We start from the raw sequence: 16,574 nt of genomic DNA on the forward strand, positions 1-16,574 counted from the left end.
TCAGGCAGTCAGCCGCTTGGCGAAGGCGTCGACGGGGAGGGACTCTAGTGTTTTCCGGTCGGCGAAGAGGGCGGTGAGTTCGGCGGCGCGGGCGGGGCCGAAATGGGCGGCGAAGGCGGACTTCGCTTTCTGGATGAGGAGCGGGATGCCTTCGGCGCGGCGGCGACGGTGGCCGATCGGATATTCGACGACGACCTTCTCGGTGGCGGTGCCGTCGCGGAAGAACACCTGCACGGCGTTGGCGATCGAGCGCTTGGCGGGGTCGAGGTAGTCGCGGGTGTACGCGGGATCCTCGGTGACCACCATGGCGTTGCGGAGCGCGTCGATGCGCGGGTCGCGCGCGCAGGCGTCCTCGTAATGTGCCGCGGTGAGCTGGCCGAAGATCAGGCCGATGGCGGTCATGTATTGGAGGCAGTGGTCGCGGTCGGCGGGATTATGCAGCGGGCCGGACTTGTCGATGATGCGGACGGCGGACTCCTGCGTAGTGATATCGACGCGCTGAATCTGGTCGAGCCGGTGGTGGACGAGCGGGTGCAGCTGCAGGGCGGCCTCGACGGCGGTCTGGGCGTGGAACTCGGCGGGGAAAGAGATTTTGAAGAGCACGTGCTCCATGACGTAGCTGCCGAGCGGACGGCCGAGCTTCACCGGCTGGCCGCGGAAGGAGGCGTCCTCGAAGCCCCAAGTCTTGGCGGTGAGGGCGGACGGGTAACCGAGCTCGCCAGTGAGTGCGATGAGGGCGAGGTGGACGCCGCGGCTGGTGGCGTCGCCCGCGGCCCAGGATTTGCGCGGGCCGGTGTTGGGCGCGTGGCGGTAAGTGCGGAGGGCGGAGCCGTCGATCCAGGCGTGGGAAAGCGCGGCGATGACCTGCTCGCGAGTGCCGCCGAGGAGCGCGGTGACAACGGCGGTGGTGGCGACGCGGACCAGCAGCACGTGATCGAGCCCGGCGCGGTTGAAGGCATTCTCGAGGGCGAGGACGCCCTGGATCTCGTGGGCCCGGGTCATGGCGACGAGGACGTCGCGCACGGTCGGGGCGGGACGCTCGGGCAGCGGGGTGTGGAACGCGGCGGGGCGCTCGCCGGCGCGGCGGTGGCGCGCAAGCCAGTCGGTGACCGCGAGGATGCCGCCGAGGTTGTCGGACGGATGGCCCCATTCGGCGGCGAGCCACGTGTCGTTGAAGTCGAGCCAGCGGATGGCGGCGCCGATGTTGAAGGCGGCCTGGATGGGATCGAGCACGTGGTCGGTGCCGGGGACGCGGGCGCCGAGCGGGAGCGACGCGCCGGGTACGATCGGCCCGAGCAGCCGGGTGCACGCCGGGTAGGCGAGCGCGAGGATGCCGCAGGCGAGGGTGTCGAGGAGGCACCAGCGCGCGGTATCAAGGGCTTCCTCGCTGGGCGGCGCGGAGCCCAGCGCGTAATCGGCGAGCTCGGCGAGGAGGGGGTCGGGGGGAGGACGAACGTTGAGGGCGGGAGCGGACACGGAGGGGAGCGGAGTGAAGATGGGGACGGGAGATCGGACGGACGGGCGAGACTAGGTCCGGGCGCTGAGCGGGGCGAACGGGACGTCCTCCGGACCGGTGTAGGTGGCGCTGGGGCGGATGATTTTGCCGTCGAGGCGTTGTTCGATGATGTGGGCGCACCAGCCGGCGGTGCGGGCGATGACGAAGAGCGGGGTGAACATGGCGGTCGGGACGCCGAGCTGATGGTACACGGGGGCGCTGTACCAATCGAGGTTGGGGAACATGCGTTTCTCGGCGGCCATGACCTGTTCGATGCGTTCGCAGATGGCGAAGAAGTTCGCGTCGCCGGCGCGCGTGCAGAGATCGCGGGCAACCTCCTTGATGAGCGCGCTGCGCGGGTCGACGAGCGTGTACACCGGGTGGCCGAAGCCGATGACGATTTCCTTGCGGGCGAGGCGGGCGCGGATGTCGGCCTCGGCCTCGTCGGGCGTGCGGTAGCGCAGCTGGATCTCGTGGGCGACCTCGTTGGCGCCGCCATGCTTGGGACCGCGGAGGGCGCCGATGGCGCCGGTGACGCAGGAGTAAACGCCGGCGCCGGTGCCGGCGATGACGCGGGCGGTGAAGGTGGAGGCGTTGAACTCATGCTCGGCGTAGAGAATGAGCGACTGGTCGAGGGCGTGGACGTGTTCGGCGGACGGACGACGCTGGTGGAGCAGGTGGAGGAAATGCGCGGCGGTGGTCGGGTCGTCGGTGCGAACCTCGATGCGCCGGCCGGTGGTGGCGAAGTGATGCCAGTAGAGCAGCATCGAGGCGAAGCACGCGATGAGCCGGTCGCCGATGGCGCGGGCGATGGCGGCGTTGTTGGGACCGCTGCCATCGGCGGCGCGGGGCTCCGGGTCGATCGCGCCCAACGCGGAGCAGCCGGTGCGCATCACGTTCATCGGGTGCGTCGAGGCGGGGAGTTGCTCGAGCATCGTGCGCACCGCGGGCGGCAGGTAGCGCAGTTGGGCGAGCCGGGCGCGGTAACCCTCGAGTTCGGCCCGGTTGGGCAGGCGCTCGTGGATCAACAGGTGGGCGACCTCCTCGAAGGAGGCGTCGCGGGTGAGATCCTCGATGGCGTAGCCGCGGTATTGGAGGTCGTGGCCGCTGGGCCCGACGGTGCAGATGGCGGTGTGGCCGGCGGGAATGCCGGACAGCGCGACGGATTTTTTCGCGGAAAGAGCGAGTGGGGCGCTCATGGGGGATGTGGCGTTGGGTTGGGTAAACCCGCTGGCAGGGGTAGCGGAACGAACCACGTTGCGCGCGAGTTGCCAGCGCTCCGCGCGAATTTTCGCCGCGGACGTCGCGGACGCGAGGATGAGCCCGGCGTTCCGTCGCCGGCTAAAGTCAGACGCGTTCCGAGCGACTGGCGTCGAGCTCCTGCTCGTACCGATGGTAATCGAGGACGTCGTAGAGCTCGGTCCGCGGCTGCATGCGATCGAGCACGGCCCGCTGGTTGCCGTCGCGGCGGATCGCAGTGTACACGTCGCTGGCGGCGGCGCTCATGGCGCGGAAGGCGGAGAGCGGGTAGAGCACCATGGCGATGCCGGCGCCGCGCAGTTCCTCGAGGGAGAAGGTGGGCGTCTTGCCGAACTCGGTGAGGTTGGCGAGCACCGGGACGCGCACGGCGGTGGTGAAAGCCTGGTATTCGGCGAGGGAGGTGAGCGCCTCGGCGAAGAGCATGTCGGCCCCGGCGGCGACGTAGGCCTGGGCGCGGGCGATGGCGGCGTCGAGTCCCTCGACCGCGGCGGCGTCGGTTCGCGCCATGAGCACGAGGTCGGAGTCGGCGCGGGCGGCGTGGGCGGCGCGGACGCGGGCGATCATTTCCTCGGTGCTGACGAGGACCTTGCCCGGGCGGTGGCCGCAGCGTTTGGCGGCGACCTGGTCCTCGAGGTGGACGGCGGCGATCCCGGCGCGGGCGCAGGCGCGGATTGTATCGGTGATCGCGGGGGCGTCGCCCCAGCCGGTGTCGATGTCGACGAGCAACGGCAGGTCGACGCGGCCGGTGATGCGGCGGGCGTCGGTGAGGACGTCGTCGAGCGTGGTGAGGCCGAGGTCGGGCAGGCCGAGCGAGGCGTTGGCGACGCCGGCGCCGGAGAGATAGAGGGCGCGGAAGCCGGCACGCTGGGCGAGGAGGGCAGAGTAGGCGTTGATGGCGCCGGCGATCTGGAGCGGCTGCTCGGTGGCGAGGGCAGTGCGAAAGCGGGCGCCGGGGGTGGTGAGATTTAGCATGGGGCCTGACCGCGAGTGGCGGTGAAGAGACGGTGGAAGGGGCCTGACCGAGGCGGGGTACCGGGCGAGGCGTGCAGAGGGCAGGAAAGCGCGATCCGCGCGCGTGCCAAGTCGGGGGATTGAAAACGCCAGCGTGGCGGCGATCGGCCTCCAGGCCCTGAGTCCCTCTCCCCGATCAAGATGCCGCAGCCATTTTGATGAGCAGCCCGCCGGACCGGCAGGCTGCTAGCGGGCGGCGGTCAGCGCGATGCAGCTGCCGACGGCGACGATGCCGCCGAGGAGGGCGCGACGCGTGGGGCGGTCGCCCTCCATCCAGTAGGCGATCGGGATGGAAAGGAGTGGCGCGGTGGCGGCGATGGGCAGGACGATGCCGCTGGGCGTGGTGGCGAGGGCCCATTGGTAGCAGCCGACGCCGAAGACGGGGCCGGTGAGCCCGGTGGCGAAGAGCCAGCCGATGGGGTGGCGTCGATCGCGCTCGTTGGCGGCGGTGGCGGGGGGCGGCGGCGGCACGCGGTTGAGCAGGCGGAGAACGACGTACCAGAGCACCATGAACAGCAGGCCGGCTAGGATGCGCTGGTACGCGGCGGTGAGGCCGAAGGTGAGGTTGCGGGTGGCTTCGCCGGCGGCGGTGGCGGTCATGACGCCCTTGCGGCTGACGAGCGCGCCGAGGCCCATGCCGGCGGCGGCGAGGAGGCCGAACAGGAAGCCGGCGGGGCGGACCTTCACGCGGGGTGGGCTCTTGCGGCTGGGCATGATGGCGATGCCGACGCCCACGAGGATCATCGTGCCCCAGAGAATCTGGGCGTGGGTGAGGGCCGTGCCGAGCCACCACCATTCGCCGAGCGCGGCGATGGGAGCGGCGAGACATTGCGTGATGAGGATCGTGATACGCGAACCGAGGAGGGGCAGGGCGCCGAAGGTGCCGATGTCACCAATGCCCATGCCGATGACGCCGCTGAGCATGAACCAGCCAACGCTCGCGCTGGTGAAACCGTTGCCGAGCAGGTGCCCGTACAGCGCGAGGACCGAACTCGCGACGATCAGCCGCCCGATGTTGAGCCGGAGCGGCCCATGCACGCGCACCCCGTGGACGCCGAACGCGGCGCTGAACGCGAAAAACAAAGCAGCAAAGAAGGCGGCAAACATCGGAGCAGTGAAAGTGAGAGTGAAAGTGAAAGTGGGAGAGCGAAAAAGTGGAAGGAGGAGTCTGTAGGTTGGAGGAGCGGTCTTGTCCGGTGGCGGCAGGAGAAGTGGCGAAACCTATCGTAGGCGGCGAGTGCCGTCACGGCCGGTGTCGTTTGCACGTCGGAGCTTGGGCCAAGGCATGGGTCGGTCCGGCGCGTTACCCCTTTCACTTTCACTCTCACTTTCACTCCCTTCGGGTGCTTTCCGCGGCGGCGATTTTGTGCTTCTTTGTCGGCTCCTGCTCACCCACCTTTATTCGCATCATGAAAGCCAAACGTCAGGGCAAGCGGCCCGAAGATATCCATGCCGCCCTTGCCGCCAAAAAGGGCCCGGTTTCCAAGTTCCTCGCCCGCAACTACCGCCACTTCAATGCCGCCGCCCTGATGGATGCGGCCATCGCCTACGACGCCCATCTGGCCGCCGGGGGCAAGATGCTGATGACCGTGGCCGGGGCGATGTCGACGGCTGAGCTGGGGATCTCCCTGGCCGAGATGATCCGGCGCGACAAGGTGCATGCGATCGTCTGCACCGGGGCCAATTTGGAGGAGGACGTGTTCAATCTCGTCGCGCATGACTACTACGAGCGGGTTCCGCACTACCGGCAGTTGTCGCCCTCCGAGGAGCACGCGCTGCTCAAGCGGCACATGAACCGCGTGACCGACACCTGCATCCCGGAGATGGAGGCGATGCGGCGGATCGAGGCAGCGGTGTTGGAGGAATGGGTCGCCGCGGATCGCGCCGGGGAGCGCTACTTCCCGCACGAGTTCATGTATCGGCTGCTGCGCAGCGGTAAGTTGAAGAAAAGCTACCAGATCGATCCGAAGAACTCGTGGCTGCTGGCCGCGTGCGAGAAGAACCTGCCGATCTTCGTCCCGGGCTGGGAGGACTCGACGCTGGGCAACATGTACACCGGCCACGTGATCACGGGTGACGTGAAGAACGTCCACACGGTGCGCACGGGGATCGAGTACATGCAGGAGCTGGCGGCCTACTACACGAAGACCGCCAAGACGCTGCGGAACGGCGAGGGCTCGATCGGCTTCTTCCAGATTGCCGGCGGCATCGCGGGCGACTTCCCCATCTGCGTCGTGCCGATGCTGCATCAGGACCTCCAGCGCACGGGCGTGCCGCTCTGGGGCTACTTCTGCCAGATCAGCGACTCGACGACGAGCTACGGCAGCTATTCCGGCGCCGTGCCGAACGAGAAGATCACCTGGGGCAAGCTCGGCCAGCACACGCCGAAGTTCATCATCGAGAGCGATGCCACCATCGTGGCGCCGCTCGTGTTCGGCTGGGTGCTGGGCCAGTAAGCGGCGCGGCTCTTTCCGGCAGAGGCGAGCGCCCGGCGGTCACGTCGGCGCTCGCGGCTGTTGGTGAGGAGACGTGAACGTGGGCGGAGTGACCGTGCGCGAGGGGGCTGGGGCCCCGCGCGAAGTCCGGAATTGCCGCCTACGTTGAAAGAGCCATCGTTCCCCGCATTGTAGATGCTTCGCATCTGTCTCGCCGCCCGCTTCCATCCGCCATGGTAGTGCCCAATTCAGCCGCCGCCGGATCGCGGGCGCCCTTCGCCAGCGCGCGCTCACTGCAGCTCATTCCGTTGGTGATCCTGCTGCTGGGCCTGGCGGGATGTGCGGTCTTCTTCGTCCAGGCGCGGAATGAGATACTGCGGTCCGATGCGCAGGACTTCGTCCGGCTGTCGGCGAACGCCGAGCAGGCCGTTCGGAGGCGGGTGGAAACGTACCTTGACGCGATGAACGCCGCCGCGGCGTTCTTGCGCGCGTCCACCACGGTGGAGCGCGCCGAGTGGCGTGAGTTTGTGGCGACGCTCGACCTGCCGAGCCGCTATCCCGGCATTCGCGGGCTCGTGGTGATCTACCCTGTGCCGGCAGGCCAGACCGCAGCCTTTCGGCAGCGGGCGCAGGAGCTCGGGGCGCAGGAGCTGACGTTGCATGGGCTCGAGGGGCCGCTGGCGCCCAATGCGGACTACGCGATCATCACTTTCGCCGAGCCGGAGCAGTCGAACTACCGGATTCTGGGCCTGGACGTGTATTCCGAAGCGGACCGGCGGGAGGCGGCGCTGCGCGCGCGCGATACGGGCCAGCCCTGCATGACGGCCCGGCTGCGCATGGCCAACGACGGTCTGAGGCGGTATGGCGCGGCACTGTACGTGCCGGTGTATCGAGCCGGGACGAACGCGCGTACCGTGGAGGAGCGGCGCGCCCTGCACGTGGGCTGGGTCGGGGCGCCGTTCATCGTCGAGGAGGTGTTCGAGGGCGCGCTCGCGCCGCGGGCGGGCAAGTTGCGACTGGAGTTTTTCGAAGGGAGCGGCCGGCAGCGCGAACGCCTCATCTATAGCTCCGACGAATCGTCCGGGCCGATCCAGGAGCCCGAGCGCGTGCAGTATATCGAACTCGCCGGGCAGCGTTTCACGATGGCCTGGGCACGGGGGCGCGAGTTCGTCGTCACCTCGCAGGCGCCGGTTTACTGGACCACGGCTGGCGCCGTCCTCGGCACGCTCCTGCTCACCGGCCTGCTCTGGAGCATCCAGAACACGGGCCGGCGCGCCCAGCGGTTGGCGGACAAGCTGACGCAGGAGATGGCCCAGACGCAGCACGAGCTCGAGGCGGTGACCCGGCTGCAGCGCGGCGTGCTCGACGCCAGCGTGCACGCGATCATCGCGACGCGACCGGACGGCGTGATCACCGTGTTCAACCTCGGCGCCGAGAGAATGCTTGGCCACCAGGAGGCGGAGGTGGTCGGGCGCGAACTGCCACTGCGGTTTCATGATCCGGCGGAACTCTCCGCGCGGGCGGCGGAGCTGTCGGCCGCCACGGGGCGGACCGTTACTCCGGGCTTTGAGGTGTTCACGGTCGTGCCGGATCGCGGACAGGTCGACGAGCGGGAGTGGACGTATGAGCGGAAAGACGGCGGGCACCTGCCCGTGCTGCTGAGCGTCACGGCGCAGCGGAACGCGGCGGGCGGAATCGCGGGCTATCTCTTCATCGCCCAGGACCTGACGCTGCGGAAGCAGGCCGAGGTGGCGTTGCGGCAGAGCGAAGAAAGGCTGAGCAGCGTGCTTGGGCACGCCGACTGTCTCGTGTGGGAGGCGACGGTGATGCTCAAGCCGGACGACTGGACCTGGCGGATGGTCGTGTATCCCTCGGCGCTCTATCGGAGGCTGCTGGGCAATCGGGAGGCGCGGCAGGAGGCCGGACTGTGGTACCATTTCAAGATTCCCGAGCAGGCCGAGATGAACCACCGCGCGCGGGCGGCGATGGAAGAAGGGCGGGAAGGCTACACGCAGGAATTCCGGTTGCTGGATGGCACGGAGACGGTGTGGCTGCGCGAAACGGTGGCGATCACGCGGGAGGGCCCGACCCAGTTCTGGCTGGTGGGTGTCGCGACAGATATCACCCAGGGAAAACGCGCCGAGGTCGCCCAGCGGGCGAGCGAGCAGCGGCTGGCGGATGTCTTCCGCTCGATGGCGGAGGGCGTGGTCGTGGTGGTGGAGGGCAAGGTGGTGGAGTGCAACACCGCGGCGCTGGAGATGCTGCAGCTGGAGCGCGAGCAGTTGATTGGTCGCAGCCTCATCGGTCCCGCGTGGCAGCTCCGCGGGGAGGATGGCATCGTGTTGCCGGAAAGTGAGTATCCATCGGCACGGGCGCGGCGCAGCGGCGAGCCGCAACGCGATGTGGTGCTGGCCCTGCGGACTTCGGGCCAAACGGAGCGGTGGCTGTCGGTGAACACCATGCCGGTGCGGGATGAGGACGGTGCGATGAGCGCAGTGGTGGTGAGCTTCATCGACATCACGCGGCGCAAACTGGCCGAGGCCGGGCTGGTCCAGAGCCAGCGGCTGCTGGAGACCGTGCTGGGCATCCTGCCCGGCATGGTCGCGTACTGGGACGCCGGCCTGCTATGCCGGTTCTCGAATTCCGAGTACATCGACTGGTTCGGGCGGACGGCCGAGCAAATGCGGGGCATGCACATGCGTGACCTGCTGGGCCCGGAACTCTTCGCCCTGAACGAACCCTACGTCCGCGAAGTGCTCGCCGGGAGGTCACAGCGCTTCGAGCGCACGCTCACGAAGCGGGATGGTACGGTGCGGCTCACGTGGGCGCAGTACATCCCGGATTTCGACGTCGACCAGGTGACGGTGCGCGGGTTCGTGGTGCTCGTATCGGATGTCACCGAGATCAAGCAGCAGGAGGCGGCGCTGCGGGCGAGCGAGGCCAAGCTGCGGGAGTCGCTGCGCGAGGTGAACAACCTGAAACTGGCGCTCGACGAGCATGCCATCGTCACGATGACGGACCCGCAGGGGGTGATCACGTATGCAAACGAGAAGTTCTGCCGGGTCACCCAGCAGTCGCTCGAGGAGGTGATCGGCCAACCCTATGACGCGGTGGCGCCGGCGGTGGTGTCGATGGAGACCCATGCGGAGGTGCACAAGCTGGTTCAGCAGGGCCAGGTCTGGCATGGGGAGATCTGCCATCGGCGGCAGGACGGGACGTGCTACTGGGTGGACGCGACGGTGGTGCCGATCCTGGGGGATGACCAGAAGCCGGTGCACTACATCACGGTGCGCACCGACATCACGCCCCGGAAGAACCTGGAGCAGAGTCTGGCGGTGGCGCGGGATCAGGCCTTGGAGGCGTCGCGGCTGAAGTCGGAGTTCCTGGCGACGATGAGCCACGAGATCCGGACGCCGATGAATGCGATCATCGGCATGGCGGGGCTGCTGTCCGACACGGCCCTGAGCCCGGAGCAGGCCGACATGGTCCGGATCGTCTCCGGCGCGGCGGAGGGGCTGCTCGCGATCATCAATGACATCCTGGATTTTTCGCGCATCGAGGCGGGCCAGCTGCGGCTGGATGTCGGGGAATTTGACCTGGCGCGGGTCATTGAGGACACGGTGAAGCTGCTGGAGGCGCGGGCGCGGGAGAAGGGCATCGGGCTGCGGAGCGAGTTCGATCCGCCGCCGCCCGCGCGGCTCCTGGGGGATGCCGGGCGCGTCCGCCAGGTCCTGATGAACCTGCTGGGAAATGCGGTGAAGTTTACAGTGCAGGGCGAAGTGGTGGTGACCGGCACGGTGGTCAGCACGACGCCGGAGCGGGTGCGTGTGCGGGTGGCGGTGAAGGACACGGGCGTGGGGATCGCGCCGGAAGCGCGGGATCGGCTGTTCCGACCATTCGTCCAGGGGGACGGCAGCACGACGCGACGCTTTGGTGGCACGGGCCTGGGCCTGGCGATCACGCGGCAGCTCGTGGTGGCGATGGGCGGCACGATCGATTTCGAGAGTGAGCCGGGCAAGGGCTCCACGTTCACCTTTGAGCTCGAATTCGGCGGTGGCGGCACGCTCGCGGCGGCGACGTCGGCGGCGCTGCCGCCCGGGAAGCGGGCGCTGGTCGTCGACGACAATGCGACGAACCGGGCGATCCTGGTGCGCCAGCTCGAGCACTGCGGGGTGGAAGCGGAAACCGTGGGCAACGGGGTGGCGGCGCTGGCGCGGCTGCGGGACCCGGCGGGGGCGCGCATCGACCTGCTGGTGCTCGACGTCGCGATGCCCGGGATGGACGGATGGCAGTTTGTCCGGATGCTCCGGGCAGATGCCGCGCTGGCGACGGTGCCGGTGGTGCTGCTTTCGTCGGACGATGCGGTCGATCCAGGGGAGGCGAAGGCGTTGCAGGTGGTGTCCTGGGCGCGGAAGCCGGTGACCGAGGAGGCGCTAGGACGCTGCGTGGCGCGGGCGCTGGCGGACCGGACGCCGGTGGCGGCGGAGGCCCGGCCGGCGCCGGCGGTGGCGAGCCCGCGCCCGCGGCGGCTGAAGGTCCTGCTGGTGGAGGACAACCTCGCGAACCAGCAGGTGGCCTCGCTGCTCCTAGTGAAACTGGGGCACGACGTGCAGATCGCGGGCGACGGACACCAGGCGCTCGAGCGGTTGGCGGACGGTGAGTTCGATGTGGTGCTGATGGATTGCCAGATGCCGGAGCTCGACGGCTACGAAACCACGCGGTGGATCCGGCACGGGCAGTTGCCGGGGATTGATCCGAAGATTCCGATCCTCGCGGTGACGGCGTACGCGCGGCCGGAGGACCGGAGGCGCTGCGTCGAGGCGGGAATGGACGGTTATCTTTCGAAGCCCGTGCGTTTCGACGAGCTGAGGACGGCGCTTGATGCCATCGCGGGCGGGGAGCCGGCGGGGAATGCAGCGAGGGAGGAAGGACGCGCGGACAATCCGGAGGTGATTGACGAGGTGGCCTACGAGACGACGCGGGCGCTGCCCGGCACCACCGGGGAGTCGCTCCTGCCGGAGGTGATCGCGCTCTACCTGGGCGAGGAGCCGGCGCGGCTGGACCGGCTGGCCAAGCTCGTGGCGGACCGCGCGGCGAAGGAAGTGGCGGCGGAGGCGCACAGCTTTGGTGGCGGGGCGGTGGTGTTTGGCGGCATCGGCGTGCGCCGGGCGTCGCTCGAACTCGAGGCGGCGGCGCGGGCCGAAGACTGGGGACAGGCCGAGGACCGGCTTGCCAGGCTGAATGCGGCGGCGGAGCAGCTGCGGGCGGCGCTGCGCCAGCGCGGACTGGCCACCTGAAGTCCGGCGCCGGCGGCGCTTTGTCTTCCGGGGAAAGCTGGGTTTGCTGCGCGACCATGCCGAATGCGCTCGCCCAGGAAAAATCGCCCTACCTTCTCCAGCACGCGGACAATCCCGTGGCCTGGCTGCCCTGGGGGGAGACGGCGTGGGCGAAGGCGCGGGCGGAGCAGAAGCCGATCTTTCTGAGCATCGGCTACTCGACCTGTCACTGGTGCCACGTGATGGCGCACGAGTCGTTTGAGCACCCGGAGATCGCGGCGCTGCTGAACGCGCACTACGTGCCGGTGAAGGTGGACCGCGAGGAGCGGCCGGACGTGGACCGGGTTTACATGGCGTATGTGCAGGCGATGACAGGGCATGGTGGCTGGCCGCTGAACGCGTGGCTGACGCCGGACCTGAAGCCGTTTTATGGCGGCACGTATTTTCCGCCGGAGGACCGGCCTGGGCGGCCGGGATTCCCCGCGGTGCTCGGAGCGATCGCCCACGCGTGGGAGAACGAACGCGACAAGCTGATGGCGGAAGGCGAGCGGGTGATCGAGGCGCTGCGCGGGCATTTCGCGGGTGAAGCGGAAGGTGGTGTCGGCGAAGCGGGAAGTCCGCCTGCGGGCGGCGGGCTGGTGGAGGCGGCGAGCCGGGCTTTCGAGGACGGCTTCAAGCACTACTACGAAGGCTTCGATCCCACCCATGCGGGCTTCGGTGGCGCGCCGAAGTTCCCGCGGGCGGCGAATCTCACCTTCCTGTTGCGCGTGGCCGCGCTGCAGGGCGGCGACACCGAACTGGGACGCGAGGCGGTGATGATGGTGGCGGCGACGCTGCAGGCGATGGCGCGCGGCGGCCTGCACGATCACGTCGGCGGCGGGTTCCACCGCTACTCGGTCGATGACCGCTGGTTCGTGCCGCACTTTGAGAAGATGCTCTATGACCAGGCGCAGATCGCCGTGAACTGCCTGGAGGCGGGCCAGGCGACGGGTGACGAGCGCTTTGCCTGGCTGGCGCGGGACGTCCTCGATTACGTGCGGCGCGACCTGGCGGACCCGGCGGGCGGCTACTACACGGCCGAGGATGCCGACAGCCTGCTGGCGGCGGACCGGCCCGAGCACGCGGAGGGGGCGTATTACGTTTGGTCGTACGCGGACTTCCAGGCCGCGCTGGGCGACGATGCCGGCTGGGTCGCGGCGCATTTTGGGGTGAAGGAGGGCGGCAACGTGCCGGCGGAGTACGACCCGCACGGGGAGTTGCAGGGGAAGAACATCCTCGCGCAGCAGCGCCCGCTCACGGAGACCGCGGCCGCGGCGAAGCTTGACCCGGCCGAGGCCAACGACCGGTTGCTGACGGCGCTGGCCCGTCTGCGGGCGGCGCGGGCCGCGCGGCCACGGCCGCACCGCGACGACAAGATCGTGACCGCGAACAACGGGCTCATGATCTCGGCGCTGGCGCGCGCGCACCAGGTGCTCGGCGGTCGGCCCGAGGCGGGAACGGAGGCGGAGGAGTATCTCCTGGCGGCGGTGCGAGCGGCGGAGTTTGTGCGCCGCGAGCTGGCGGACGAGACGGGGGGCCGGCTGTGGCGCAGCTGGCGGCAGGGGCGGTCGAACATCCCCGGTTTCGCCGAGGACTACGCGTTCCTGATCCAAGGGCTGCTGGACCTCTACGAGGCCGGCTTCGATCTGCGTTGGCTGCAGTGGGCGGAGCAGTTGCAGGGCACGATGGACGCCCAGTTCTGGGATGACCAGGCGGGCGGGTATTTCAACTCCGCGGCCGACGATCCGAGCCTCGTGCTGCGGCTGAAGGAGGATTACGACGGCGCGGAGCCGGCGCCGAGCAGCGTGGCGGCGCTCAATCTATTCCGGCTGGCGGCGATGCTGAACCGGGAGGAGTTGCGCGCCCAGGGGCGGCGCACCCTCGAGGCATTCCGGGCGCGCTGGACCCGCGCGCCACACGCGCTGCCGCAGATGATGAGCGCGCTGGAGCTCGCTTTGGAGCCGCCGCGGCATGGGGTGATTGCCGGGGATCCGGCGACCCCGGAATTCCGGCGTTTGGTGTCGGTTTTGCACGAAAAACTCGGGCCGCGCCGCGTGCTGCTGGCGGCAACCGGGGGAGAATCCCAGGCCTGGCTCGCGCAACGTTCGCCCTGGCTGAAGGAAATGATCGCCGTCGACGGCCGGCCAACGGTGTACCTGTGTGAGGAGTTTACCTGCCGCGCTCCAGTGTCTGATCCCGGTGTACTCCGGCAGCAGCTGGGGTGAAGACGGGGATTGCTGTTGCCTGCCCGCGGGTGAGCCGGCACACCCGGGGACCGCATTTTCCCCGCGGTCCCACGTGAAAATCCTCGCCGTAGAAGATGATGCTGTCGCCCGGGCGGTCCTCCGCCAGGCCCTCCGTCGCCTGGGACACGACGTGATCGAGGCGCATGACGGCGATGCGGCGTGGAATCTCCTGAACGACGACGTGGTGCGGGTCGTCGTGAGCGACTGGGTGATGCCGCGGGCCGACGGGCTGGAGTTGTGCCGGCGGATCCGGGAGCGCACCGGCGTGGAGTACATCTACTTCATCCTGCTGACCGGACTGGATGCCACGAATGACAACCAGCGGACGGCGGCGGACGCCGGGGTCGACGATTTTCTGACGAAGCCGCTGAATGTGGCGGAACTCTGGACGCGGCTGCGGGTGGCGGAGCGTATCCTGCGTTACACGACGCAGGTGCGGCAGCTCGAGCAGATGCTGCCGATCTGTTCCTACTGTAAGAAGATCCGCGACGATCAGAACTACTGGCAGCAGATCGAGGGCTACATCAGCGAGCGGACCGGCAGTGATTTCAGCCACTCGGTGTGCCCGGACTGCTACGAGCGCGTGGTGATTCCGGAGATTGACCGGATGAAGGAGGAGTTCCCACGCTCGGTGCCCCATGTTGAACGAAGATAGTCGCCGGCTGGAGGAGAAGATCGCCTACCTTGAGCGGCATGTGACCGAGCAGGACAAGGCGATGTTCGAGATGGCGGAGGACATCGCGAAGCTTCGGCGCGAGCTGAAGCAACTGCGCGAGCAGCCGAGCAGCCGCAGCGGAGCGGACGAAGACCTCCCCGACGAACGTCCGCCGCACTACTGAGGTTATTCGCGCTAGAACGTGGCGGTGACCTCGTGCTGGTGGCCGGGGTCGATGGCGAGTTCGCCGAGGGCGCTGCACTCCTGTTCGTCGTTCTTGTACAGCTTGCAGCGGATCGGGCCGCTGGCGTCGCTGGTTTCCCAGCGCCACTTGCCGATGGAGATGAACTGGAGCGGCACGCCCTTTTCCCAGCTCAGGCCCGGGCCTTCGCCGCGGACAAACAGCCGGTTGCCGATGCCGATGTAGGCGGTGACGACGAGGCGCGTGGCGCCGTCGGAGGTCAGCACGCGTTCGACGACGCCGGCGGGCTCGCCATTGGCGTCGCCCATGTCGCCGAGATCGAGGCCGAGACCGGGTTGGTCGTCGTCGACGCGGCGCGAGGCGCGCTTCCGCGCCGGCTTCGGAAGTTCGGGCGCCGCCGAGGGAGCGGGGACCGCGGTGGGCTCGGGCGTCGGAGCCGCGACGGAAACGGGCTCAACGGCCGGCTCCGAGGCAGCGGAAGCGACGGGCACGGGGGCCGGCGCGGAAGAGGGGGGCTCGACGGGAGTCACGGTCGGGGCCGGGGTGTCGGCGACAGCCGCCGGCGTGGGCTGAGGCTCAAGGCGGGGTGACTCGCTCGGGGCGGATGCGGCGGTGGGCTCCGACGGGGCGGACGCGGTGGTTTCGGGGGCCGGGGTGGTGACGGCGTCGGCGGGGGTTGCCGGTTCGGTCGAAGCGGGCGCGGTCTCAGTCGGAGCAGGCGCTTCGGTCGTCGCGGTGGGTGAAATCACGGGTGCGACGGGCGCCGGCTCCTCGCGGCGCTTGCGCGAACGCTTAGCGGGGGCAGGAGCCGGGGCTGGCGTGGCTTCGACCGGTATGGAGGGCGACGACTCAGCACCCGACGAGCTGGGCATCGGGCTGACGGCTTCGGCGGCGCTCGGCGTCGAAATGGGTTCAGCGGGCGAGGGAGTGGACGCACTCGGCTCGGAGGCGGGCGCCGTAGGGGCCGGGGCGGCGACTGCAGTCGCGGTCGTCGGGAGGGACGCTGCCGGGGCGGTGGCGAGTGAGGTCACGGCGGCCTGCAAGGCGACTATCTTGCCGTCGAGCTGCTGGCTGAGCTCGGTGAGCCGGACGAAGGAAGCGTCAAACTGGGTGGCGAGGCTGGAGATTGCCGCGATGCGGGCGGTCTCGATGGCCTGGAGGCTGGCGGCGGTCGACTGGCTGATCTCGCGGTTGGCCTGGCCCTGGGTGTCAGTGAGCGCCTGGCTTGCGGCGGCCTGGGCTTGGGCGACGGCGGCGGTGGTGCCGGTGGCGAGCTTGGCCAGGGCCTCGGTGGCGCCCTTGAGATGCTGCTGGGTGGCGGCTTCGAGTTTGGCCAACTCGGCGGTGGTCTTGGCGATGCGATCGGCGGTCGACTGCAGGCGTTCGCTTTCGCTCGAGCGAAGCTCCTCGAGCTCCTTTTCCAATTCCTCTTTTTCGACGTCACCGGCGTTGGCGAGCTGGGCCTGGAACTCGGCGATCTTCTCCTGCAGCTTGTGCGGCAGCTGTTCGGCGGCCTTGAGGTTCTTCTGCGCGACCTCGGCGATCTCGTGCAGGCCATTGGCCGCGATGCTGATCTGCTCGGCTGAGTTCGAGACCGTGCGGGCAAGGGCTTCGAGCGCCCGCTGGCGGTCGTCGAGCATCTCGTTCTTCTGGCGCTCGTAGAAAATGATCAGCGGCACAAGGCCGATGACGGCGCCACCGATGATGCAGGCCACCACGGCGAACATCGCCGGTTCGGACAGCGGGCGCGGGCTCGTGTAGGCGATGTAGCCGGCGGCTGCGAGGAACGCGACGTCGGTGACGAGATAGATCCAGAGCGGCAGTTTCGGAGCGGGGGAGGTCATTGGCTTCGTCCCGCGTCCGCGTCGGGCTCTGGGGCCGGTCCTTCCGATGGGCAAATCCCACGCGAACAGGTACTGGCGACAGAAGCGGCGCGACCGACGGGTGCGGAATGT

10 protein-coding genes are annotated in these 16,574 nt (G+C 69.0%); 5 read left to right on the forward strand and 5 right to left on the reverse strand.

What is annotated here, in order from left to right; genetic code table 11:
* The 4 genes from DB354_RS08755 to DB354_RS08770 form a co-directional block, all read right to left on the reverse strand.
* Entirely contained in the window at window positions 1-1,476 is a 1,476-nt protein-coding gene (locus DB354_RS08755; RefSeq protein WP_107835078.1) for a bifunctional 2-methylcitrate dehydratase/aconitate hydratase, read from the reverse strand.
* A 51-nt stretch (window positions 1,477-1,527) separates the two neighbouring features.
* Window positions 1,528-2,694, reverse strand: a complete 1,167-nt coding sequence (prpC, locus tag DB354_RS08760) for a 2-methylcitrate synthase (RefSeq protein ID WP_107835079.1) — start codon at window positions 2,692-2,694, stop codon at window positions 1,528-1,530.
* Between the two features lie 148 nt (window positions 2,695-2,842).
* On the reverse strand, window positions 2,843-3,727 hold the full coding sequence (prpB, locus tag DB354_RS08765; RefSeq protein WP_107835080.1) for a methylisocitrate lyase: 885 nt from the start codon (window positions 3,725-3,727) through the stop codon (window positions 2,843-2,845).
* 225 nt (window positions 3,728-3,952) lie between these two features.
* Window positions 3,953-4,873, reverse strand: a complete 921-nt coding sequence (locus DB354_RS08770; protein ID WP_107835081.1) for an EamA family transporter — start codon at window positions 4,871-4,873, stop codon at window positions 3,953-3,955.
* 302 nt (window positions 4,874-5,175) lie between these two features.
* On the opposite strand from DB354_RS08770, the gene DB354_RS08775 reads away from it, so the two are divergent.
* From DB354_RS08775 to DB354_RS08795, 5 genes are all read left to right on the forward strand, one after another.
* Window positions 5,176-6,222: a deoxyhypusine synthase family protein gene (locus DB354_RS08775; protein ID WP_107835567.1), complete on the forward strand. Its 1,047-nt coding sequence runs from the start codon at window positions 5,176-5,178 to the stop codon at window positions 6,220-6,222.
* A gap of 212 nt (window positions 6,223-6,434) precedes the next feature.
* Window positions 6,435-11,498: a PAS domain S-box protein gene (locus tag DB354_RS08780; RefSeq protein WP_107835082.1), complete on the forward strand. Its 5,064-nt coding sequence runs from the start codon at window positions 6,435-6,437 to the stop codon at window positions 11,496-11,498.
* 56 nt (window positions 11,499-11,554) lie between these two features.
* Window positions 11,555-13,741 (forward strand): thioredoxin domain-containing protein, encoded by a 2,187-nt coding sequence (locus tag DB354_RS22900; RefSeq protein ID WP_107835083.1) that lies wholly within the window; start codon window positions 11,555-11,557, stop codon window positions 13,739-13,741.
* A gap of 73 nt (window positions 13,742-13,814) precedes the next feature.
* On the forward strand, window positions 13,815-14,417 hold the full coding sequence (locus DB354_RS08790) for a response regulator (protein WP_107835084.1): 603 nt from the start codon (window positions 13,815-13,817) through the stop codon (window positions 14,415-14,417).
* Window positions 14,401-14,601 (forward strand): SlyX family protein, encoded by a 201-nt coding sequence (locus DB354_RS08795; protein ID WP_107835085.1) that lies wholly within the window; start codon window positions 14,401-14,403, stop codon window positions 14,599-14,601. Before DB354_RS08790 ends, DB354_RS08795 begins: the two co-directional genes overlap by 17 nt.
* Window positions 14,602-14,612: 11 nt before the next feature.
* Here the strand turns inward: DB354_RS08795 and DB354_RS08800 are convergent, their stop codons facing one another.
* On the reverse strand, window positions 14,613-16,463 hold the full coding sequence (locus tag DB354_RS08800; protein ID WP_107835086.1) for a hypothetical protein: 1,851 nt from the start codon (window positions 16,461-16,463) through the stop codon (window positions 14,613-14,615).
* Between the last annotated feature and the right edge of the window lie 111 nt (window positions 16,464-16,574).

Source organism: Opitutus sp. ER46 (genome assembly GCF_003054705.1).
Lineage (GTDB): Bacteria > Verrucomicrobiota > Verrucomicrobiia > Opitutales > Opitutaceae > ER46.